Raw genomic sequence first — 20,467 nt, 5'->3', positions numbered from 1 at the left:
CCGTGGTATCAGAGGTCGGCAGGAAATGGCTCTTTAAGCCACTGCAGTGCGTTCTTTTCCAGGCTGCCATCGGCCTTGGCCGCCGCCAGGATCTGGTTGACCTTCTCCAGCAGTGCCGGCTCGTTCTTGTTCACGCCCACGTACACCGGCGAATCCTTGAGTTTCACTTTCAGCGCCGGCACGCGTTTGGGGTTGCGCTCGCTGATTGCCACCATCACCACGTTGCCGCTGGCGATCAGGTCGACCTGGCCGGCGAGGTAGGCAGCGATGGTCGAGTTGTTGTCTTCGAAGCGCTTGATGGTCGCTTCCTTGGGCGCCACGGCGCTCAGCTCGATGTCTTCGATGGCGCCGCGGGTGACGCTGATGGTCTTGCCCTTGAGGTCGTCGGTGGTGCTGACGGCGGCGTCAGGCGGGCCGAATACGGCCAGGTAGAACGGCGCGTAGGCCCGGGAGAAGTCGATGACCTTCTCGCGCTCAGGGTTCTTGCCCAGGCTGGAGATCACCAGGTCGACCTTGCCGGTGGTGAGGAACGGGATGCGGTTGGTGCTATTGACCGGCGTCAGTTCCAGTTTGACCTTGAGCTGGTCGGCCAGCAGCTTGGCAGTGTCGATGTCCAGGCCGCGCGGCTTCATGTCGGGGCCGACCGAACCGAACGGCGGGAAGTCCTGGGGCACGGCGACCTTCAGGGTGCCACGGGCGACGATATCGTCCAGACCGTTGGCCTGGGCGGGCGCCTGGCTCAGCATCAGGCTGGCAAACAGGGCAGTGAGCAGGGCGCTGTAGCGCTTGGTCATGGCAACTCTCCGGGAAGGGCGAAGGGGGTTTCTGAATTCGACTGCTGTGCGTGATTGCACAGCCCATGCCAGCCTTCCCTGAATCGTCTGCGGGGCCGGGATTTGCTGAGTTCAGGTGGTCTTACTGGTCTGAACAGTTCGCGCGCTTTTCGCACCTTTTTCGAGCGTCGCCAAAACCGCACGAGCCCCTTTGGGGCGTGGCTTGCCGACGGCCCGGAATAGCTTTACAACTAGCCGCTCAGTTGACTGGAACCTTGAGTTTTTTATGCATTCCATCGCCCAAGCCGTACCGGAAGCGGCCCTGCAGGCCATCCGCAAACTGATCAAGGAGCAAGGCTTTTGCGCGGGCGATGCACTGCCGTCCCAGCGTGACCTGGCGCTGCAGTTGGGGGTGAGCCGCGCGTCGTTGCGCGAGGCGTTGTCGTCCCTGAGTGCCTTGGGCGTGGTCAGTGTGCAGCCGGGCAAAGGCGTGTTCGTGCAGGCGGCGCAGGAGTCGCCCGGGTTCGCCTGGCCGTTTGCAGCGCAGGCCACGCCGCTGGATATCTTTCAATTGCGCTATGCCCTTGAAGGGTTCGCCGCCGGTTTGGCGGCGATGACGTTGACCCTCGATGAACTCGATGGCCTGGAAGACAATGTCGAGGCGATGCGCAAGGTGCTCAGGGCCGGCGATTTCGAAGCGGCGGCGCGGCTGGACTTCGACTTTCACCAACGCATCCTGCTCGCCAGCGGTAACCAGGCGATGGTGAGCATCCTCAGTGCCAGCGCCGAGGTGTTCCTGGAAAGCCAGAAGCTACCGTTCATCCGGCCGGAGAGGGCGATGGAGACCTGGCAGGAACACCGCAGGATCCTGCGCGCCCTGGCCCGGCGCGCGAGCGCAGCGGCGCAGAAAGCCATGCAGGAACACGTACGCAATGCAGCGTTGCGCACCGGGATTGCCTTCGTGACCCCCGTGTCGCCCTGAGTGGCTCATACCCAAACTCATGCGCCGCCATAGCAACACTCAATCAGAGGCGACTTCCTGAACGGGGGAAGGGCGGCTATGATGGGCGACGTTTTTTTGCTTACAACCTGGAGACTTCCATGAGCAGCGATCTTATCAAACACGTTAGCGACGCTAGCTTCGAAGCTGATGTACTCAAGGCTACCGGCCCTGTACTGGTTGATTACTGGGCAGAGTGGTGCGGTCCTTGCAAAATGATCGCCCCGGTCCTGGACGACATTGCAACCACGTATGCAGGCAAGCTGACCATTGCCAAGCTGAACATCGACGAGAACCAGGAAACCCCGGCCAAGCATGGCGTGCGTGGTATCCCTACGTTGATGCTGTTCAAGAACGGCAACGTTGAGGCCACCAAGGTTGGCGCGCTGTCGAAGTCCCAACTGCAAGCTTTCCTCGACGCCAACATCTAAGCGTCGTCAAAAAAGCCCCGCAAATCGCGGGGCTTTTTCGTGAAACAGGGCTGGACGCTCCGAAATTCAGGTGGTACATTCGGCCCCGCACTGGTTTCTCCACTGCCCCCTGCAAGCCGTCGCCGACGCATTCCTTTTCGATTAGTACGCGATCCTGTCGCCTTCTCTGCGGCGCGGCCTCATTAAGCCAAAAGCTTAATTTCCCCCCTCCATAAATGATTACGTCATTCCTATATGAATCTGACTGAACTCAAGCAAAAGCCGATTACCGACCTGCTCCAACTGGCCGAAGAAATGGGCATAGAAAATATGGCCCGTTCGCGCAAGCAGGACGTGATTTTCTCCCTGCTCAAAAAGCACGCAAAAAGCGGCGAGGAAATCTCCGGTGATGGCGTGCTGGAGATTCTCCAGGACGGCTTCGGCTTCCTCCGCTCTGCAGACGCTTCCTATCTCGCCGGCCCGGACGATATCTACGTCTCGCCGAGCCAGATCCGTCGCTTCAACTTGCGCACCGGTGACACCATCGTCGGCAAGATCCGCCCTCCGAAGGAAGGCGAGCGTTATTTCGCCCTGCTCAAGGTCGATACGATCAACTTCGATCGTCCCGAGAACGCGAAAAACAAGATTCTCTTCGAGAACCTGACCCCGCTGTTCCCGACCGTGCGCATGAAGATGGAAGCCGGCAACGGTTCCACCGAAGACTTGACCGGTCGCGTGATCGACCTGTGCGCGCCGATCGGCAAGGGCCAGCGCGGTCTGATCGTCGCCCCGCCGAAAGCCGGTAAAACGATCATGCTGCAGAACATTGCCGCAAACATCGCGCGTAACAATCCTGAAGTTCACCTGATCGTATTGCTGATCGATGAGCGTCCGGAAGAAGTGACCGAAATGCAGCGCACCGTGCGCGGCGAAGTGGTTGCCTCGACGTTCGACGAGCCGCCAACCCGCCACGTGCAGGTTGCCGAAATGGTGATCGAAAAGGCCAAGCGCCTGGTCGAGCACAAGAAGGACGTGGTGATCCTGCTCGACTCCATCACCCGTCTGGCGCGTGCCTACAACACCGTGATCCCGAGCTCCGGCAAGGTACTCACCGGTGGTGTCGACGCCCACGCTCTGGAGAAACCGAAACGTTTCTTCGGCGCCGCGCGCAACATCGAAGAAGGCGGCTCGCTGACCATCATCGCCACCGCGCTGGTTGAAACCGGCTCGAAGATGGATGAAGTGATCTACGAAGAGTTCAAGGGTACCGGCAACATGGAACTGCCCCTGGACCGTCGCATCGCTGAAAAACGCGTGTTCCCGGCCATCAACATCAACCGTTCCGGCACCCGCCGCGAAGAGTTGCTGACGGCTGACGACGAACTGCAGCGCATGTGGATCCTGCGCAAGCTGCTGCACCCGATGGATGAAGTCGCTGCCATCGAGTTTTTGATCGACAAGCTGAAAACCACCAAGACCAACGACGAGTTTTTCTTGTCGATGAAGCGTAAATAACACTTCAGGTCCGTGAGAATGGCGCCCTTTGGGGCGCCATTTTTTTGTGTCACAAATGAGCGGTTCGCGGCATACGTGTCAGTTGAGACACAAAAAAACACGAGTGCGTCTACGCTCATCCCCATTCGTATCTGGCTGACATTGATTTATGACTGTTCTTGCTTACCGAAGAGACATTGATGGCCTGCGTGCTATCGCGGTTCTGGCTGTTGTGTTGTTTCACTTTGGCGTGCCGGGCGTCACCGGCGGCTTTGTTGGCGTTGATGTGTTCTTCGTGATTTCGGGTTTCCTGATCACCTCGATCATCTGGCGCGAACGCCAGGCCGGGCGCTTCAGTTTTGTAGAGTTCTGGGCGCGGCGTGCCCGGCGCATTCTGCCGGCGCTGTTCGTGATGATCGTGGCGACGCTGGTGGCGGGCTGGTTCCTGCTGGCGCCCAAAGACTATGAGGAGCTGGGGCGGGCGGCGCACTATCAGGTGATCTTCACCTCCAACCTGCTGTTTGCGCGCCAGCACGGCTATTTCGAGGCGGCGTCCGACATCAAGCCGCTGCTGCACACCTGGTCGCTGGCGGTCGAAGAACAGTTCTATATCCTCTTTCCCTTGCTACTGACCCTGCTTTCAAGCCGCTTGAAGCACTGGCGCCTGGCCCTGTTCGGCGTGCTGCTGGTGTCGTTCGGCATGAGCGTCTGGGCGGTGGAGCATGAACCGCAAAAAGCTTTCTTCCTGTTGCATTTGCGCGCCTGGGAATTGCTCGCCGGCGCCATGCTGGCGGTGCTGCCCGCGCGTGAGTGGCGCGCCTCACCGGCCCTGGCCCAATGGGTCAGCCTGGGGGCGATGGGGTTGATCCTGATTGCCGTATTCGGCTTCGATTCACAGACAGCCTTCCCCGGCGCCGCCGCTCTGCTGCCGGTGCTTGGCGTGGTCGGACTGATCTGGGCCAACGGGCAGCAATACACCTGGGTGGGCCGCCTGCTGAGCTCGAAGGTGATGGTGGGCCTTGGGCTTATCTCGTACTCCTGGTACCTCTGGCACTGGCCGGTATTCGTGTACGCCAACTACGCGGCGGTCGATGGCTTGAGCGCCACGGAACTGGGCGCTCTGATGCTGCTGAGCCTGGTGTTGGGCTATCTGTCCTGGCGCTTTGTGGAAACCCCCTTCAGGGAGAAGCGTCTACTGGCAACACGCAAGTCGATTCTCGTTGCGGCAGCGGTTGGCATCCTGTCCATCGGCCTCACGGGCGTGGCGCTGCGCAAGGCCGATGGGGTGCCGTCGCGCTTGTCCGAGCAGGCGCTGCGGTATGCCCAGGCGAAGAAGTGGAGCCCCGAGTTGATGGCCTGCATGGCAGACAAGGACACGCCCGATGAGCGCCTGTTCTGTCACTTCGGTCCGAAAAATCCGGCGGTGTCTGCGTTGGTGTGGGGCGACAGCCATGCCACTGCGTTGATCCCGGCGCTCGAAATCGGCGCGAAGAAGCACGACATCAGCTTGATGGAGGCCAGTTTCGCCGGTTGTGTGCCGCTGGATGGCCTGGAAAACATTGCCCGCTGCGCGCATTTCAATCGACGCGTCGAGAAAGCCATGAGCGAACGGCCGATCAGCGATGTGGTGCTGGCGGCACGCTGGAGCCTGTATCTGTATGGGCAGATGTCCGGTGACAAGGAGCATGCGCTCAAAGACCCGAGCACCGGCCAGTACGTACGCGCGGTAGCTGAACAACGCTTCGCCGACGGCATGCGCGCGCGCATCAAGGGCCTGCGTGCAGCGGGGCACCGTGTATGGCTGGTCAAGGAGGTGCCGCTGCAGGAAATCATCGTGCCGTATCGCCTCAGCCGCCTGGCCATGATGCACCGGCCGGTGGACCGTGAAGGACTGCCGATCGCCAAGCACCTGGCGCGCGAGGCATTCATCGCCAACCTGTTCGACGAATTGGCCGCCGCCGACAGCGGTGTAAGGGTGCTGGACCCGGCGCCACAGCTGTGTGGCACCGATGGCCTGTGCCGGGTCGAACTCAATGGGCGCGCGCTGTACACCGACGATAATCACCTGTCCGACGTGGGCGCGCGGCACATCGAGGCGTTCCTGGAGCCCTTGTTCAGTTCGCTCCAATCACGGGGGCTGACGGCCAATTAAGCTGCCAGCCGTCCTCAGAGCAGGTAGGATGTAAGCCTATTTTACGGGTGGCAGGGTTAATGAAATTCAAGGATCTTCGGGATTTCGTGCAGCAACTTGAGCAGCGCGGAGAGTTGAAACGCATCCAGATGCCGATTTCCCCGGTGCTGGAAATGACTGAGATTTGCGACCGCACCTTGCGCAGCAAGGGCCCGGCGCTGCTGTTCGAGAACCCGACCGGCTTTGATATCCCGGTGCTCGGCAACCTGTTCGGCACACCCGAGCGCGTGGCCTTTGGCATGGGCGCCGAGTCCGTCAGCGAGCTGCGCGAGATCGGCAAGCTGTTGGCCTTCCTCAAGGAGCCCGAGCCGCCCAAGGGTTTGAAGGATGCCTGGTCGAAGCTGCCGATCTTTCGCAAGATCATTGCCATGGCGCCCAAGGTGGTCAAGGACGCGGTGTGCCAGGAAGTGGTCATCGAAGGCGATGACGTGGACCTGGCCATGCTCCCTGTGCAGACCTGCTGGCCCGGTGACGTCGGCCCGCTGATCACCTGGGGGCTGACCGTCACCAAAGGCCCGAACAAGGATCGCCAGAACCTCGGCATTTACCGTCAGCAAGTGATCGGCCGCAACAAGGTGATCATGCGCTGGCTGAGCCACCGTGGCGGCGCCCTTGATTTCCGCGAGTGGTGCGAAAAGCATCCCGGGCAGCCGTTCCCGGTCTCCGTGGCGCTGGGTGCCGACCCGGCCACGATCCTGGGTGCCGTGACCCCGGTGCCCGACAGCCTCTCCGAATACGCGTTCGCCGGCCTGTTGCGGGGTAACCGCACCGAGCTGGTGAAATGCCGTGGCAACGACCTGCAAGTGCCGGCCACTGCCGAAATCATCCTTGAAGGCGTGATTCATCCGGGCGAAATGGCCGATGAAGGCCCCTACGGCGACCACACCGGCTACTACAACGAAGTCGACAGCTTCCCGGTGTTTACCGTGGAGCGCATCACCCATCGCATCAAGCCGATCTATCACAGCACCTACACCGGCCGGCCGCCCGATGAGCCCGCCATTCTCGGCGTGGCGCTCAACGAAGTGTTCGTGCCGATTCTGCAAAAGCAGTTCCCGGAAATCACCGACTTCTATCTGCCGCCCGAAGGCTGTTCGTACCGGATGGCCATCGTGACCATGAAGAAGTCGTACCCGGGCCATGCCAAGCGGGTAATGCTGGGTGTGTGGTCGTTTTTGCGACAGTTCATGTACACCAAGTTCGTTATCGTCACCGACGACGACATCAATGCCCGCGACTGGAATGACGTGATCTGGGCCATCACCACGCGCATGGACCCCAAGCGCGACACGGTGATGATCGATAACACGCCGATCGACTACCTTGACTTCGCCTCGCCGGTGTCGGGCCTGGGTTCGAAAATGGGCCTGGATGCCACGCATAAATGGCCGGGCGAAACCACCCGCGAGTGGGGCAGGGTGATCGTCAAGGATGAAGCTGTCACGGCACGTGTCGATGCGATCTGGAAAGAATTGGGAATAGATTGATGCGTGTAACCCTGCAACCTTCCGGCGCTGTATTGGAGCTTGTCCCCGGCGAGCGAATCCTCGAAGGCGCACGCCGCCTGGGCTACGAATGCCCCCAGGCGTGTCGTAATGGCGTGTGCCATGTGTGCGTGGCGCTGCTGGTGGAAGGGCGCGTGCAACAAAATGGCGAGGTGCTCGACCATGGTGAGTTCTACACCTGCATCGCCGAGCCGCTGGAAGATTGCATTGTGTTGTGGGATGGCGTGCTGGCGCCGGGAGAGTTGCCGTTGCGCAAATTGGCGTGCCAATTGAGTGAATGCGTCGAGGTCGGTGGCGATGTATGGCGCGTGCGCCTGCTTGCACCGGCCGGCAAGGCGGTGCGTTACCACGCCGGGCAGTACCTGATGATCGAGCGGGACAATGGCGAGAAAAAGTCGGCGTTTTCCCTGGCGTCGGCGCCCCATTCCGGGCGCGAGCTGGAACTGCATGTGCTGGTGCGCGAGGACAGCGCCCGCGACTTGCTCGAACAATTGCAGCGAGACCGGATGGCCCGCGTCGAATTGCCGTTTGGCGATACGCACCTGGCCGAGCTGCCGGACGGTCCGCTGGTGCTGATCGCCGCCGGCACCGGTATGGCACAGATGAACAGCCTGATCGAGCACTGCCGCGCGTCGGGCTTCAAACACCCGGTACACCTGTACTGGGGCGTGCGGCGCCCGGAAGACTTCTACGAAATCGAACACTGGGACCAGTGGCTGCAATTGCCCAACCTGTTTCTGCACAAGGTGGTCAGCGACCTGTGCGGCTGGGAAGGGCGCTGCGGATTGCTGCATGAAGCCGTGTGCGAAGACATCACCGACCTTACGGCGGTGCACGTCTACGCCAGCGGTTCACCCGCCATGATCTACGGTACCCTTGATGCGCTGGTCGAAGCAGGCATGGACGCCCACCAGATGCGCGCCGACGTGTTCGCCTACGCCCCACGCCCCTGAGGCTTGGCAGCGTGGACAATGTTCGAGACGCACCGCGTGCCGCTCGCCACATAACCCCTATGCACGGCGGTGAGCCGGGTCTCGGACCTAGAATCGCACGCCCGTGGTCAGCATCACTGCATTGAACCCGAGCAACACCACCTCCGCCGCCACCGGCCCGTAATACGTGCCCACCGACGGGATAACCACCGGCGCCACGCCAAGCCGGTTCAGTGGGATCTTGTCGCGGTATTTACCGCGATAGCCCTGGATCGCCCCGCCCGTGATCTTCAGGTAGACGGGGTAATTCGCCATGTCATAGCGCTGGCCTGCGTAGGCGTAGTACGAACGCTGGCCGAACGAGTTGCGGAACGTCGCCCCGCCATACACAAAACCTGAGGCCTCATTGCGTTCCAGGCCGATCAGATTCTGTTTGTTGTTGTGGTCAGGGTCGGGCGAAAAGTGCCGGGTATACACGCTGGTCTGCGCATACCAGAAGCCTTTGTCGTCTTCGGCCGGTGGCACTTCTGCAGCGAAAGCGGTGGTGGCCTGGGCCAGAAACAGCAGGCCTGGCAGTCGGATCTTTTTCATGGAGGCGACCTCGGTAGTCAGTGTGAGGAGCGGACAACGGGCCGTAACGTGTGCGCCATTCTGGCGCCGGGACGCGTTACAAGGCTGAACCGGGGCTGAAAGTAGCGGAAGTGCCGGGCTCAATCCTGACCAAAGGTGGGCCATGCGCTTACAGCGCTGCGTTCTATTGCGGTAAAGTCCCTCACAACTGGTAATACACAGGAGGCGCACCGCTTTTCGCCATGACCGCCATAGAAACCGATCTTCTGCAATTGGCTTACCCTCCGCGACTCGATCTGGGGCCGCAACTCACTCACGAACAATTGATGAGCTCGATGCAGGCCACCATGGCGCGGCACAAGGGTGGGCCGGTGTGGCTGTTTGCTTACGGTTCGTTAATCTGGCGCCCTGAATGTTCGTCGACCGAACGCGTGCGGGCACGGGTGCATGGCTATCATCGCGGGCTGTACCTGTGGTCCCACGAGCACCGGGGTACGCCGGAGTTGCCGGGGCTGGTATTCGGGCTTGATCGCGGCGGCTCGTGCAGCGGGTTCGCCTATCGTTTGCCGGAAGATCAACTGGAGGCGTCGCTTTACGCCTTGTGGCAGCGCGAGATGCCTTACCCCTCCTACAAGCCGCACTGGCTCAGCTGCCGTCTGGAAGATGGCAGTCAGGTTCAGGCGCTGGGATTTGTCTTGGAGCGACACTTGCCCAGCTATGCCGGCAACTTGCCCGATATCGTGCTCAATCACGTACTGCAGAGCGCTTGCGGGCGATACGGCACCACTCGCGATTATGTCGAGCAGACCGTCAACGCCCTGCGCAGCCACGCCATGCCAGATAAAAACCTGGAGGCGCGGCTCAAGCGTTGTATCAAGGATTGCGCGGCGGATTAACGCGCCGAGCTCACACTGTTGGTGTGCCACAGGGTCGGGATCAGGAACGCAATCGCCAGCAGGCACGCGCCGATCAGCAACACAAAGCCACCGTCCCAGCCGAAATGGTCCACGGTGTAGCCCATGGCGGCACTTGCGGCCACCGAACCACCCAGGTAACCGAACAGACCGGTGAAGCCTGCAGCGGTGCCGGCGGCCTTTTTCGGCGCCAGTTCCAGCGCCTGCAGGCCGATCAGCATCACCGGGCCATAGATCAGGAAGCCGATCGACACCAGGGCGATCATATCGACAGTCGGGTTGCCCGGTGGGTTGAGCCAGTACACCAGAGTCGCCACGGTCACCAGGGCCATGAACACAATGCCGGTCAGGCCACGGTTGCCGCGGAAGATCTTGTCCGACATCCAGCCGCACAGCAGCGTGCCCGGAATGCCTGCCCACTCGTAGAAGAAGTAGGCCCACGATGACTTGTCGACGGTAAAGTGTTTGGCTTCCTTGAGGTACGTTGGTGCCCAATCCAGCACGCCGTAGCGCAGCAGGTAAACGAAGACGTTGGCAAGCGCGATGTACCACAGCATTTTGTTGCGCAGCACATACTTGACGAAGATTTCCTTGGCGCTGAATTCTTCTTCGTGGCTGGCATCGTAGCCTTCCGGGTAATCGTTCTTGTATTGCTCGATGGGCGGCAGGCCCACCGATTGCGGCGTGTCACGCATGGTGATGAAGGCAAACGCCGCCACCAGCAACGCCACGGTCGCCGGCACGTAGAAGGCTGCATGCCAGTCGTTGAACCAGGCCATGCCCAGCAGGAACAGCGGACCGATCAGGCCGCCACCGACGTTGTGCGCCACGTTCCACACCGACACCACGCCGCCGCGCTCTTTCTGCGACCACCAGTGCACCATAGTCCGCCCGCTTGGCGGCCAGCCCATGCCCTGGGCCCAGCCATTGATGAACAGCAGGATGAACATCATGGTCACGCTGGACGTTGCCCAAGGTGCGAAACCGAAAATGAACATCACACCCGCCGACACCAGCAGGCCGAAGGGCAGGAAGTAGCGCGGGTTGGAGCGGTCGGACACCAGGCCCATGAGGAACTTGGACAGGCCGTAGGCAATCGCGATCGCCGACATCGCCAGGCCCAGTTGACCACGGGTATAACCCTCGTCGATCAGGTAGGGCATGGCCAGGGAGAAGTTTTTGCGCAGCAGGTAGTAACCGGCGTAACCGATGAAAATACCGGCGAAGATCTGCCAGCGCAGTCGTCGGTAGGTACTGTCTATTTTTTCTTCAGGCAGGGGCGCCTGGTGCGCGGCAGGACGAAAGAAAGCAAACATTCAAGAGCTCCAGATTTCTTGTTTTGACTGCGGATGCGAATGTTACAGTTTCGTTACCGAAAATAGCACCGCCTCTCATGGGCAAACACAAGAAATCCGAACACGTCGTAAATGGATAAGTGCGAGTCGTGGTTGCGCGCCAGGGCACATCAGCGCTGCAGATGTAGGCGGGGGCTTGCTCCCGATAGCGGTGGGTCAGCAATCGGGAGCGAGCCCCTTCCCGCAGTGATTGCATTTCACTGCATTCAGCGAGTTTGGACGACCACTTTGCCGACAGCCTTGCGCTGCCCCAAGTCGTTGATCGCCTGGGCCGCCTGATCCAGCGGATACATTTTCGACACCAGCGGTTTCAACCGGCCTTCGCCATACCAGGTGAACAACTGCTGAAAGTTCGCCGCATTGTCCTGCGGCTGACGCTGCGCGAAAGAGCCCCAGAACACGCCGACCACCGCCGCCCCCTTGAGCAGCGCCAGATTCACCGGCAGTTCGGGAATGCGTCCGCTGGCAAAACCGACCACCAGCAAGCGGCCGTTCCAGGCAATGGCGCGGATGGCCTGGTCAAACAGGTCGCCACCTACTGGGTCGTAGATCACATCGGCGCCATTGCCGTCGGTCAGGCGCTTGACCTCGTCCTTGAGGCTGGCGTCGCTGTAGTTGATCAGTTCATCGGCGCCGGCCGCCTTGGCCACGGCGAGTTTGTCGGCGCTGCTGGCGGCGGCGATCACCCGCGCGCCCATGGCCTTGCCGATTTCCACGGCGGCCAGGCCCACGCCCCCGGAAGCGCCGAGTACCAGCAAGGTCTCGCCGGGTTGCAGGTTGGCCCGTTGCTTGAGCGCGTGCATCGAGGTGCCGTAAGTCATGCTGAAGGCGGCGGCGATGTTGAAGTCCATGCTCGGCGGGATCGGCAGTACGTTGTAGCCGGGAACGGCGACCTGTTCGGCAAAGCTGCCCCAGCCCGTCAGAGCCATCACGCGGTCGCCGACTTTCAGGTGGCTGACTTTTTCGCCGACTGCGCTGACCACCCCGGCCGCTTCGCCGCCCGGTGAGAACGGGAAGGGCGGCTTGAACTGGTACTTGCCCTCGATAATAAGAGTGTCCGGGAAATTCACCCCGGCCGCGTGCACGTCCAGCAGCACTTCGTTCTTTTTGAACGCCGGGCTTTCGATCTCTTCCAGCACCAGGGTTTCGGCGGGGCCGAAGGCTTTGCACAGCACAGCTTTCATCGGACTATTCCTTTTGGCGTCTTGGCCGATAAGTGTAGGAGGGAACGCCCGTGGGTCAACGAGCATGCCCGGGCCTGATGAGTCGCCATAAGCTTGTGCTCTGCCTCGCTGGCGTTATGCTGCTTGGCAACCAAATGTGAGGAATGAATTGTGAAAGCGTGGATCCTGTTGATGCTGGCCCTGACCTTGCCGATGGCGGCTCAGGCCGAAGAGGCCAAGGAAGGTGAGGCGCCGAAGGTCAGTTATATCAGCCTGACCCCGCCGTTCGTGGGCAACTATGGCCTCGATGGCACGGCGAAACTCAAGGTGTTCAAAGCCGATATTGCCCTGCGTGTCACTGGTACCGAAGCGGCTGCGGCGGTCAAGGCCAATGACCCGCTGATCCGTAATCAGTTGGTGGCGCTGTTTACCCAACAGACCAACGAAGCCATGAGCACCGTCGAAGGCAAGGAAAAACTGCGTCAGGAAGCTCTGAAGCAAACCCAGCAGGTCATGAACGATGAGACCGGCAAGCCGATGGTGGAAGATCTGTTGTTCAACAACCTGATCATTCAGTAACCGGCGGCACCTCCCATATCTTCAGCAAGGCTGCGGTAAACGCGGGCTCCAGTACGCGGTTGCCATGGCCACTGAGGTGGTTGGAGTCGAAGAACAACGGTTTGGCGTTTTCCTCGTAGGCCGAACAGGTGGCACCGGGGCATAACAGCGGCAATGGATCCCAGGTATGTAAGGCCGGATAACGCGTCTCCAGTTGTCGCAGCAATTGCATCTGCGGCGCGCGCAGCCGCTCAAGCTGATTGCGCTCCATCGTCAGGCCCGGCTCGCACACCGGGTTCATGCGATTGAACCAGTCCGAGCAACGATTGGGCGCGGCCTTGAACACAGGTTTGGGGGCGTCGATCAGGATGTTGAGCTGCGCCGCCTGCAGGCGTTGCAATAATCGCTCGGCATCGGTTCGCGCCGCTTCCATGTTCTCGTCAGTCAGTTCTTTCAAGGCTTCATCGATTATCGCTGACTCACCTTTGCGCCAGGGGCGGGCGGTGAGTTCGGGCATGCGCAGGGAGGCGAGGAACACCACGTCACCCGGCTTGGCGCGGGCCTCGATCTGCTTGAGCTGGGCTTCGCGCGACGGGGCGCAGCGCGCGGGGTCCGGCCCGATCAAGCTGGCGACAGCGCAACCCCCTTGTTCATATTCCACCACCGTCACCCCGAGCTTGAGCGAGATCAACTTCAACAAGGTGCGGTAGGCCGCCGTATGCGAGTCCCCCATGACGAACAGCTGGCGTCCCTGCACACGCGGGTCATCGAGGGTTTCAAAGTCTTCCTGTGGATAATGTTTGTAGGCATACCAGGTGTAACTGTCGCGGGTCTGGCTGAGTGACAGGGTCGATGCGTTCGTCGATACCCACTGCGCCCCCAGCCACAGCAGCCCGGTGACGCCCGCAACACGGGCAATCGCAGGCCATGCCTGGCGTTGCACCACGGAGCGGCCGGTGCGAATCGGCATCTCGATCCAGTGGTAGGACGCTGCCGCGAGGGCGAGTACCAGCACCGGGTAAAGCAGTTGCACCGCAAGCAGCTCGAGCCCGGTGGTCCAGCGCAGGAACACCGCGACCGGCCAATGCCACAGGTACAGCGAATACGACAGTCGGCCGAGGTAGGTCACCACCCGGTTTTGCAGCAGGCGTTGCAGCGCACCGGGTGGTTGATCGGCTTGCAGCACGATTCCGGCGAGCATCGAGAGCGCGCCCGCCACGCTGACCATCGCCCAGGGGAACGGGAATTGGCCGGGGTTGGCGAACAGCAAACCGACGATGACCAAACCCAGACCGGCGGCCAACATGGCAGGAGCCCATCGGTTGAAGCGCGGCACCGTGCCGATGAGCTGGAACAGCAGCGCTCCCGAAGCCAGTTCCCAAAAGCGCCCGGGCAGCAGGTAGAACGCCGACAGCGGCGCGGCGTTGACCTGATAGGCCCCGACGATCAACGAAGCAGCGGCCATCAACGGCAGCACGGCCCACACGATCGCAACGCGTTGCCGGTAGCGTAACCAGATAAAAAACAATGCCGGAAAGATCAGGTAGAACTGCTCTTCAACCCCCAGCGACCAGGTGTGCAGGTAAGGGTTGAGTTCGGCAGTGGGGGAGAAATAGGTGTCGGTATTCCAGGCCAGCACGAAGTTGCTCAGGCCAAAGAACGCCGCGAGGCCCGTACGGTCGATCAGTTCGCTGAGCCAGAACTGCGGCGTGAACATCGCCGACAGCATGAAGCTCACAGAGAGTACCGCCAGCAACGCCGGCATGATGCGCAGCAGGCGGCGACGGTAGAAGTCTTTCAGGTACGCGCCCAGAGTCAGGTCACGGCGCTCCCACAGGGATTGGCTGATCACATAGCCTGAGATGACGAAAAACAGGTCGACGCCGGTGAATCCGCCGGGCAGCAGGTCGAGAAAATCCAGGTGGAAAATGATCACGCTGAGCACGGCTATGGCGCGCATGCCGTCGATGGCGGGTAGGTAAGCACAGGTGGAACGCGTCACGGGATCTTCCTTCCTGGACAACGGGGTGGACGATTCTGCCAAACCCTGTGGTCCGCCGCGACTAGCCGTTCGGACAGGTATGCGTCCAGGTGTTGCGTGCGCTCAGCGCAGCGCCAACACGGTTGCCCATTGCTCAGCCGTGACCGGCATCACCGACAAACGGCTGCCTTTTTGCACCAGTGGCAACTCGGCGAGCGCGGCTTGCTGTTTCAGGTAACCCAGGCCCAGCACCTTGGGAAACGTCTGCACATGCGCCACATCGATCGCACTCCACGGATTTTTATCGGCGCTGGCCTTGGCGTCGAAGTAGTGGCTTTCTGGCTCCAGCGCGGTCGGGTCCGGGTAGGCGGCCTTGATGATTTTGCCGAGGCCGGCAATGCCGGGCTCTGGGCAGCTGGAATGGTAAAAAAAGAATTCATCGCCCACGGCCATGGCGCGCAGAAAGTTGCGCGCCTGGTAATTACGCACTCCGTCCCAGCGGGCTTCGCCGAGCTTTTGCAGGCCGTCGATGGAGAGTTCGTCGGGCTCGGATTTCATCAGCCAGTAGGCCATTGTCGGGTTCCTGAAAAAGGCGTTGGGCGAGCTGTCGGGCAATTCCATGACAAACCGACAGTCGGTTGGCGTCAAGGTTTGCGTGTTGGTTCACGTTACCGCAGAATGCCGGCTTTTAAGCTTGACGCAGCTGCAACGGACTACTTTGGAACGTTGTTGTCATCGTGTACGAGATGCCTGAAGGGGGGCAATCGATGCAACGTAAACCGGATTTACTATGGATTTTGGTGATTTTATTTGGTCTGGGCGTCGTGACCACCGGGTATGCGCAAAGCTTGTGGACAAACAAGACCGATGCGCCGGCTCAGCTCTCTCCCGTGCAGCAACAGTACAAGCGTTAACCCCGCTTCAAGGCGCCGCTGATTCCAGTGGCGCTCCTGCGATATACCATTGCCTGTCAGTGACGGTGCCTGCCAACGGCACATCCCAACTGGCCTGCGCCAGACGATCAACCTTCTGACATTCATGGGCCAGGCCCAGCAGCGTAGGCTTGCGCCAGTGCCTGCGGCGGGCGAGGTAGGCCAGGCTGCGGTCATAGAATCCGCCACCCATGCCTAGGCGTCCGCCAACATCATCAAACCCCACCAGCGGCAGCAGCACCAGGTCCAGCGCCCACACCTTGCGCTGGCGGCGGGCATTCACCCGTGGCTCCAGAATGCGAAAGCGGTTGGGCCGTAATGCCTCCCCAGGACGCACGCGCTGGAACACCATCTTGGTTCGCGGCCATGCGCTCAGCACCGGCAGGTAGGTGGCCTTGCCCCGGCGCTGGGCCGCACGCAGCAGCAGGCGCGGATCGATTTCACCGTCCGTCGGCAGATACAGGGAAATATGTTTGGCCCGGCGAAACAGCGGGTGCTGTGCCAGTTGCCGATACAGGCCCAGGGCGGCCTGGCGCTGCTCGCTCGGCGTGAGGGCGCGACGGGCCTTGCGCAACATGCGTCGAAGTTGCGGACGGGAAAGCGGCGCAGGTTCGGTCATGGGTATTCGGCTCATAAAACAATGCCAGTCCGAAGACTGGCATTGAGTTTGGGAATTCAGGCTCCCCGACAGAACCGCTGTCGACTAAGCCCTTGAACCCGAAAGTTCAAGGTGGAAGAAGCAGTAGGCTTTAAGGCTTTCCGTCTAGCGGACATGCACACCAGCCCAACGTGCAACTTCCAGGGTAGTGCGAATCGGCTCCGGGACATCGCCGACTGGCAAGCACGCCAGGGAGTGGGGCGAGTATACCTTAAACAGACTTGGCAATCAGCCCTTGGCTGCGTCCGAATCGCTGGACAGCGCCAGATCGACGCGGTCGAGCAGGTCGCGCACCTGCTCGCGGGTCGAGCCGCTGGCCTGTACATCGGGGCGTTCCTGCTTGTGCAGCAGGTCGTGGGTGATGTTCAGCGCGGCCATCACGGCGATGCGGTCGGCGCCGATCACTTTGCCGCTGCTGCGGATTTCACGCATCTTGCCGTCCAGGTAGCGGGCAGCGCTCACCAGGTTGTTGCGTTCTTCCTGGGGGCAGATGATCGAATATTCTTTGTCGAGGATCTGCACGGTAACGCTATTGCTTGAACTCATGAGTCTTGCTCCAGGGCCTTCAGGCGCGAAATCATCGATTCGACCTTACGCCGGGCGATTTCGTTTTTTTCAATGAGGTGAGCGCGTTCCTCGCGCCAGGTTTTTTCCTGAGCTAGTAGGAGTCCGTTTTGACTCTTAAGTTGCTCGACCCGATCAATTAGCAATTCGAGTCTGGCCATCAGCGCTTGCAGGTCGGTGTCTTCCATTGGGTTCCACTGGATTTGTCTGATGAATGGCAACTGCAGGATAAACGATCTGACGCCCTCGATAGTCTTGGTACGTCTGCCGGTGCTAGGATACAGCGCTCCATTCTAGACATTGCGCCGTCTGGCGCCTAGCTCACCATGCCTATTCAGAACTCCCCGTACGATGCCTTTTCCAAACTGCTGAGCACCAGCGGCCACCCCTGCTCGCCTGCCGAACTGCACGGCGTGCTGTTGGGCCGCAGTTGCACCGGTGTCGGCTTCGATGCCGACAACTGGCTGGCCGATGTGGCCGAGCTGCTGGAGACCGAACCCACCGATAACGTACGCAACGCGTTGATCGGCCTGCAAGAGATGGTCAAAGGCGAGCTGACCGGCGATGACGTCACCGTCGTCCTGCTGCTGCCTTCCGACGACGCACCGCTGGCCGACCGCGCCGCTGCGCTGGGCCAGTGGTGCCAGGGCTTCCTCCACGGTTTCGGCGTGAACGCAGGCGGCCTGGAGCTGAGCACCGACGCCAGGGAAGTGCTGCAGGACCTCGCCGCCATCTCCCAGGTGCAAGATGCCCTGGAAGAATCCGAAGACGGCGAAGGCGATTACATGGAGGTCATGGAATACCTGCGCGTGGCGCCGCTGCTGCTGTTCACCGAGACCAAAAAGTCCGCTGAGCCCGCTGCACCCAAGCCGTCGTTGCACTAAAAAGGAAGCCCCTCTGCCCATGATCCATATCCCCAAAGCGGAATACACCCGGCGCCGCAAGGCGCTCATGGCGCAGATGGAACCCAACAGCATCGCGATTCTGCCGGCCGCTGCGGTGGCCATTCGTAATCGTGATGTCGAGCATGTCTACCGCCAGGACAGCGATTTCCAGTACCTGAGCGGCTTCCCTGAACCGCAGGCGGTGATCGTGCTGATGCCCGGTCGCCAGCACGGCGAGTACGTGCTGTTCTGCCGCGAGCGCAACGCCGAGCGCGAACTGTGGGACGGCCTGCGCGCCGGCACCGAAGGCGCGATCCGCGACTTTGGCGCTGACGACGCTTTCCCCATCACCGATATCGACGACATCCTGCCCGGCCTGATCGAAGGCCGCGACCGGGTGTATTCGGCCATGGGCAGCAATGCCGAGTTCGACCGCCATGTGATGGAGTGGATCAACGTGATCCGTTCCAAAGCCCACCTGGGCGCCCAGCCGCCCAAAGAGTTCGTGGCCCTGGATCATCTGTTGCACGACATGCGTCTGTACAAGTCGGCGGCAGAGCTCAGGGTGATGCGCGAGGCCGCGCGCATTTCCTGCGCGGCCCATGTGCGGGCGATGCAGGCCAGTCGCGCCGGTCTGCATGAGTTCAGCCTCGAAGCCGAGCTGGATTACGTGTTTCGCCAGGGTGGGGCGAAAATGCCGGCCTATGGCTCCATCGTTGCCGCCGGGCGCAACAGCTGCATCCTGCATTACCAGCAGAATGACGCGCTGCTCAAGGACGGCGATCTGGTGCTGATCGACGCCGGTTGCGAGATCGACTGCTACGCCAGTGACATCACGCGCACCTGGCCGGTCAACGGCAGGTTCTCGGCCGAGCAAAAGGCGATCTATGAGATCGTGCTGGCGTCCCAGGAAGCCGCCTTTGCCGAGATCGCGCCGAACAAGCATTGGAACCAGGCCCACGAGGCGACCGTGCGCGTGATCACCGCCGGGCTGGTGAGCCTCGGGCTGCTGCAGGGCGATGTCGACGAGTTGATCGCCAGCGAAGCCTACCGCGCGTTTTACATGCACCGCGCCGGCCACTGGCTGGGCATGGACGTGCACGATGTCGGTGAGTACCGGGTCGGTGGCGAGTGGCGTGTGCTGGAAGTGGGCATGGTATTGACCGTGGAGCCGGGTATCTATATTTCCCCGGATAATCAGAACGTGGCAAAGAAATGGCGTGGCATTGGCGTGCGCATTGAGGACGACGTGGTGGTGACCAAGAAGGGCTGTGAAATCCTGACCGGCGGCGTGCCCAAGACCGTGGCCGAAATCGAAGCGCTGATGGCGGCTGCGCGATGAGCCGGGTCAACCTGGCGATTGTCGGCGGCGGTCTGGTGGGCGCGAGCCTGGCGCTGGCATTGCAGGCCGGCGCCAAGGCGCGGGGCTGGAAGATCATGCTGATCGAACCCTTCGCCCCGGGCGACAGCTACCAGCCAAGCTACGATGCGAGGTCCTCGGCGCTGTCATTCGGCGCGCGGCAGATCTATCAGCGGCTGGGCGTCTGGCAGGACATTTCCCGCCGAGCCGAGCCGATCAAGCAGATTCACGTGTCTGACCGTGGCCGTTTCTCCACCGCGCGCCTGTCCGCTCTGGAGGAAGGCGTGCCGGCCCTGGGCTATGTGGTGGAAAACGCCTGGCTCGGCCAATGCCTGTGGCAGAGCCTTGATAAAGACGTGGTGAGCTGGCGCTGTCCGGCGCAAGTCACGCGTATGGAGCCGTTGCCGGACGGCTATCGCCTGACCCTCAACGATGAAACGGTGCTGTCTTGCGACCTTGCGGTGCTGGCCGATGGTGGCCGTTCCAGCTTGCGTGAACAGCTCGGCATCGGTGTCAAAACCCGGCCGTATAACCAGAGCGCGCTGATCGCCAATGTGACCCCGAGCGAAGCCCACAACGGCGAGGCTTTCGAGCGTTTTACCGATGACGGCCCGATGGCCTTGCTGCCGCTGCCGGACAACCGCTGCGCGCTGATCTGGACCCGCATCGGCATGGATGCCCAGCGCCTGGTCGACCTCGATGAGCGCAGCTTCCTCAGCGAACTGCAGAGCGTGTTCGGCTACCGCCTGGGCACGTTCAAGCAAGTCGGCGCGCGTCATTTGTACCCGCTGACTCTGGTGGAGGCTGAAGAACAAGTGCGCTCGCACCTGGCGATCCTTGGCAATGCGGCCCATAGCCTGCATCCGATTGCCGGGCAGGGCTTCAACCTGTCCCTGCGCGATACGGATGCCCTGGCCGAAGCCCTGCTGGCCGGTCCGCAAGTGCCGGGCGACCTCGCGACCTTGCAGGCTTATCGCGACCGTCAGCGCGGCGATCAGCAACTGACCGTGGGCTTCTCCGACCAGGTGACGCGCCTGTTTGGCAGCGGCCAGCCGTTGGTGGCATTGGGCCGTAACCTCGGCCTGCTGGGCCTGGACCTGTTGCCGCCGGCCAAGCGCTGGTTCGCCCGTCAGGCCATGGGCCTGGGCACGCGCTCGGATGTGTGAGTGAATTCTTTATCGACGATGCCTTGCTTGATCAGGTGCGTCGGCAAAACCCTTTAC

General features: G+C 61.4%; 21 protein-coding genes and 1 other RNA gene. 12 read left to right on the top strand and 10 right to left on the bottom strand.

Annotated features, from left to right (window positions below; translation table 11 throughout):
* Positions 1–8 precede the first annotated feature (8 nt).
* Complete coding sequence (locus tag LUB09_RS13425) at positions 9–794, bottom strand: transporter substrate-binding domain-containing protein (protein WP_231422777.1); 786 nt, start codon at positions 792–794, stop codon at positions 9–11.
* 265 nt (positions 795–1,059) lie between these two features.
* Here LUB09_RS13425 and LUB09_RS13420 point away from each other — a divergent pair, with 265 nt between their 5' ends.
* The 6 genes from LUB09_RS13420 to LUB09_RS13395 all read left to right on the top strand — a co-directional run bounded on the left by LUB09_RS13420 (position 1,060) and on the right by LUB09_RS13395 (position 8,326).
* The gene (locus LUB09_RS13420) at positions 1,060–1,755 is read left to right on the top strand and encodes a FadR/GntR family transcriptional regulator (protein WP_231422776.1); all 696 of its coding nucleotides are present in this window, start codon (positions 1,060–1,062) and stop codon (positions 1,753–1,755) included.
* 119 nt (positions 1,756–1,874) lie between these two features.
* On the top strand, positions 1,875–2,204 hold the full coding sequence (trxA, locus tag LUB09_RS13415) for a thioredoxin TrxA (protein WP_003234832.1): 330 nt from the start codon (positions 1,875–1,877) through the stop codon (positions 2,202–2,204).
* Between the two features lie 234 nt (positions 2,205–2,438).
* Positions 2,439–3,698 (top strand): transcription termination factor Rho, encoded by a 1,260-nt coding sequence (rho, locus tag LUB09_RS13410; RefSeq protein ID WP_003176825.1) that lies wholly within the window; start codon positions 2,439–2,441, stop codon positions 3,696–3,698.
* 148 nt (positions 3,699–3,846) lie between these two features.
* Complete coding sequence (locus LUB09_RS13405; RefSeq protein ID WP_231422775.1) at positions 3,847–5,829, top strand: acyltransferase family protein; 1,983 nt, start codon at positions 3,847–3,849, stop codon at positions 5,827–5,829.
* Positions 5,830–5,888: 59 nt separating this feature from the next.
* Positions 5,889–7,355, top strand: coding sequence for a 4-hydroxy-3-polyprenylbenzoate decarboxylase (ubiD, locus tag LUB09_RS13400; protein ID WP_209986213.1), 1,467 nt, complete (start codon positions 5,889–5,891; stop codon positions 7,353–7,355).
* A complete protein-coding gene (locus LUB09_RS13395; protein ID WP_209986211.1) occupies positions 7,355–8,326 on the top strand; it encodes a CDP-6-deoxy-delta-3,4-glucoseen reductase in 972 nt (323 codons plus the stop codon). The genes ubiD and LUB09_RS13395 overlap by 1 nt, the downstream gene beginning before the upstream one ends.
* An 87-nt stretch (positions 8,327–8,413) precedes the next feature.
* On the opposite strand, the gene LUB09_RS13390 is transcribed toward LUB09_RS13395, so the two are convergent.
* Positions 8,414–8,896, bottom strand: coding sequence for a sn-glycerol-3-phosphate transporter (locus LUB09_RS13390; protein WP_209986208.1), 483 nt, complete (start codon positions 8,894–8,896; stop codon positions 8,414–8,416).
* Between the two features lie 221 nt (positions 8,897–9,117).
* On the opposite strand from LUB09_RS13390, the gene LUB09_RS13385 reads away from it, so the two are divergent.
* Positions 9,118–9,771, top strand: a complete 654-nt coding sequence (locus LUB09_RS13385) for a gamma-glutamylcyclotransferase (protein ID WP_003234823.1) — start codon at positions 9,118–9,120, stop codon at positions 9,769–9,771.
* On the opposite strand, the gene glpT is transcribed toward LUB09_RS13385, so the two are convergent.
* Positions 9,768–11,105 carry a glycerol-3-phosphate transporter gene (glpT, locus tag LUB09_RS13380; RefSeq protein WP_209986205.1) on the bottom strand — a complete coding sequence of 446 codons (1,338 nt, stop codon included), beginning with the start codon at positions 11,103–11,105 and terminating at the stop codon, positions 9,768–9,770. The genes LUB09_RS13385 and glpT overlap by 4 nt on opposite strands.
* Positions 11,106–11,350: 245 nt before the next feature.
* Entirely contained in the window at positions 11,351–12,328 is a 978-nt protein-coding gene (locus LUB09_RS13375; protein WP_003234819.1) for an NADPH:quinone oxidoreductase family protein, read from the bottom strand.
* 150 nt (positions 12,329–12,478) lie between these two features.
* On the opposite strand from LUB09_RS13375, the gene LUB09_RS13370 reads away from it, so the two are divergent.
* Positions 12,479–12,886, top strand: coding sequence for a flagellar basal body-associated protein FliL (locus LUB09_RS13370; protein ID WP_209986201.1), 408 nt, complete (start codon positions 12,479–12,481; stop codon positions 12,884–12,886).
* On the opposite strand, the gene LUB09_RS13365 is transcribed toward LUB09_RS13370, so the two are convergent.
* Together LUB09_RS13365 and LUB09_RS13360 are read right to left on the bottom strand one after the other, a co-directional pair.
* Positions 12,876–14,867 (bottom strand): acyltransferase family protein, encoded by a 1,992-nt coding sequence (locus LUB09_RS13365; protein ID WP_231422774.1) that lies wholly within the window; start codon positions 14,865–14,867, stop codon positions 12,876–12,878. The two genes, LUB09_RS13370 and LUB09_RS13365, sit on opposite strands and share 11 nt — an antisense overlap.
* Positions 14,868–14,969: 102 nt before the next feature.
* A complete protein-coding gene (locus LUB09_RS13360; RefSeq protein WP_231422773.1) occupies positions 14,970–15,419 on the bottom strand; it encodes an EVE domain-containing protein in 450 nt (149 codons plus the stop codon).
* Positions 15,420–15,613: 194 nt separating this feature from the next.
* Between LUB09_RS13360 and LUB09_RS13355 the strand changes: the two genes are divergently transcribed.
* Entirely contained in the window at positions 15,614–15,760 is a 147-nt protein-coding gene (locus tag LUB09_RS13355) for a hypothetical protein (protein ID WP_163001020.1), read from the top strand.
* Between the two features lie 7 nt (positions 15,761–15,767).
* Here LUB09_RS13355 and LUB09_RS13350 read toward each other — a convergent pair whose 3' ends face one another.
* The 4 genes from LUB09_RS13350 to LUB09_RS13335 form a co-directional block, all read right to left on the bottom strand.
* Positions 15,768–16,397 carry a 5-formyltetrahydrofolate cyclo-ligase gene (locus tag LUB09_RS13350; protein WP_209990563.1) on the bottom strand — a complete coding sequence of 210 codons (630 nt, stop codon included), beginning with the start codon at positions 16,395–16,397 and terminating at the stop codon, positions 15,768–15,770.
* A 58-nt stretch (positions 16,398–16,455) separates the two neighbouring features.
* A non-coding RNA gene (ssrS, locus tag LUB09_RS13345) (6S RNA) lies at positions 16,456–16,634 on the bottom strand.
* A gap of 30 nt (positions 16,635–16,664) precedes the next feature.
* Positions 16,665–16,982 carry a cell division protein ZapA gene (locus tag LUB09_RS13340; protein ID WP_003234809.1) on the bottom strand — a complete coding sequence of 106 codons (318 nt, stop codon included), beginning with the start codon at positions 16,980–16,982 and terminating at the stop codon, positions 16,665–16,667.
* Complete coding sequence (locus tag LUB09_RS13335; protein ID WP_003177365.1) at positions 16,979–17,188, bottom strand: TIGR02449 family protein; 210 nt, start codon at positions 17,186–17,188, stop codon at positions 16,979–16,981. The genes LUB09_RS13340 and LUB09_RS13335 overlap by 4 nt, the downstream gene beginning before the upstream one ends.
* Before the next feature lie 138 nt (positions 17,189–17,326).
* On the opposite strand from LUB09_RS13335, the gene LUB09_RS13330 reads away from it, so the two are divergent.
* Genes LUB09_RS13330 through ubiH form a run of 3 tightly spaced genes read left to right on the top strand, consistent with a single transcriptional unit; the run spans position 17,327 to position 20,410 of the window.
* Entirely contained in the window at positions 17,327–17,884 is a 558-nt protein-coding gene (locus LUB09_RS13330) for a YecA/YgfB family protein (RefSeq protein WP_057006429.1), read from the top strand.
* A 19-nt stretch (positions 17,885–17,903) separates the two neighbouring features.
* The gene (pepP, locus tag LUB09_RS13325) at positions 17,904–19,226 is read left to right on the top strand and encodes a Xaa-Pro aminopeptidase (RefSeq protein ID WP_209986189.1); all 1,323 of its coding nucleotides are present in this window, start codon (positions 17,904–17,906) and stop codon (positions 19,224–19,226) included.
* The gene (gene ubiH / locus LUB09_RS13320; protein WP_209986186.1) at positions 19,223–20,410 is read left to right on the top strand and encodes a 2-octaprenyl-6-methoxyphenyl hydroxylase; all 1,188 of its coding nucleotides are present in this window, start codon (positions 19,223–19,225) and stop codon (positions 20,408–20,410) included. The genes pepP and ubiH overlap by 4 nt, the downstream gene beginning before the upstream one ends.
* Positions 20,411–20,467 lie beyond the last annotated feature (57 nt).

This window comes from Pseudomonas sp. Leaf59 (assembly GCF_920984685.1).
In the GTDB taxonomy this organism is placed as follows: domain Bacteria; phylum Pseudomonadota; class Gammaproteobacteria; order Pseudomonadales; family Pseudomonadaceae; genus Aquipseudomonas.
Note: the sequence above shows the minus strand (reverse complement) of the source record. Positions and strands in the feature narration are given on the sequence as shown.

Excerpts from the sequence above, each read along its gene's own strand:
- LUB09_RS13425 (WP_231422777.1), bottom strand. The coding sequence starts at position 794 with ATGACCAAGCGCTACAGCGCCCTGCTCACTGCCCTGTTTGCCAGCCTG.
- LUB09_RS13420 (WP_231422776.1), top strand. The coding sequence starts at position 1,060 with ATGCATTCCATCGCCCAAGCCGTACCGGAAGCGGCCCTGCAGGCCATC.
- trxA (WP_003234832.1), top strand. The coding sequence starts at position 1,875 with ATGAGCAGCGATCTTATCAAACACGTTAGCGACGCTAGCTTCGAAGCT.
- rho (WP_003176825.1), top strand. The coding sequence starts at position 2,439 with ATGAATCTGACTGAACTCAAGCAAAAGCCGATTACCGACCTGCTCCAA.
- LUB09_RS13405 (WP_231422775.1), top strand. The coding sequence starts at position 3,847 with ATGACTGTTCTTGCTTACCGAAGAGACATTGATGGCCTGCGTGCTATC.
- ubiD (WP_209986213.1), top strand. The coding sequence starts at position 5,889 with ATGAAATTCAAGGATCTTCGGGATTTCGTGCAGCAACTTGAGCAGCGC.
- LUB09_RS13395 (WP_209986211.1), top strand. The coding sequence starts at position 7,355 with ATGCGTGTAACCCTGCAACCTTCCGGCGCTGTATTGGAGCTTGTCCCC.
- LUB09_RS13390 (WP_209986208.1), bottom strand. The coding sequence starts at position 8,896 with ATGAAAAAGATCCGACTGCCAGGCCTGCTGTTTCTGGCCCAGGCCACC.
- LUB09_RS13385 (WP_003234823.1), top strand. The coding sequence starts at position 9,118 with ATGACCGCCATAGAAACCGATCTTCTGCAATTGGCTTACCCTCCGCGA.
- glpT (WP_209986205.1), bottom strand. The coding sequence starts at position 11,105 with ATGTTTGCTTTCTTTCGTCCTGCCGCGCACCAGGCGCCCCTGCCTGAA.
- LUB09_RS13375 (WP_003234819.1), bottom strand. The coding sequence starts at position 12,328 with ATGAAAGCTGTGCTGTGCAAAGCCTTCGGCCCCGCCGAAACCCTGGTG.
- LUB09_RS13360 (WP_231422773.1), bottom strand. The coding sequence starts at position 15,419 with ATGGCCTACTGGCTGATGAAATCCGAGCCCGACGAACTCTCCATCGAC.
- LUB09_RS13355 (WP_163001020.1), top strand. The coding sequence starts at position 15,614 with ATGCAACGTAAACCGGATTTACTATGGATTTTGGTGATTTTATTTGGT.
- LUB09_RS13350 (WP_209990563.1), bottom strand. The coding sequence starts at position 16,397 with ATGACCGAACCTGCGCCGCTTTCCCGTCCGCAACTTCGACGCATGTTG.
- LUB09_RS13340 (WP_003234809.1), bottom strand. The coding sequence starts at position 16,982 with ATGAGTTCAAGCAATAGCGTTACCGTGCAGATCCTCGACAAAGAATAT.
- LUB09_RS13335 (WP_003177365.1), bottom strand. The coding sequence starts at position 17,188 with ATGGAAGACACCGACCTGCAAGCGCTGATGGCCAGACTCGAATTGCTA.
- LUB09_RS13330 (WP_057006429.1), top strand. The coding sequence starts at position 17,327 with ATGCCTATTCAGAACTCCCCGTACGATGCCTTTTCCAAACTGCTGAGC.
- pepP (WP_209986189.1), top strand. The coding sequence starts at position 17,904 with ATGATCCATATCCCCAAAGCGGAATACACCCGGCGCCGCAAGGCGCTC.
- ubiH (WP_209986186.1), top strand. The coding sequence starts at position 19,223 with ATGAGCCGGGTCAACCTGGCGATTGTCGGCGGCGGTCTGGTGGGCGCG.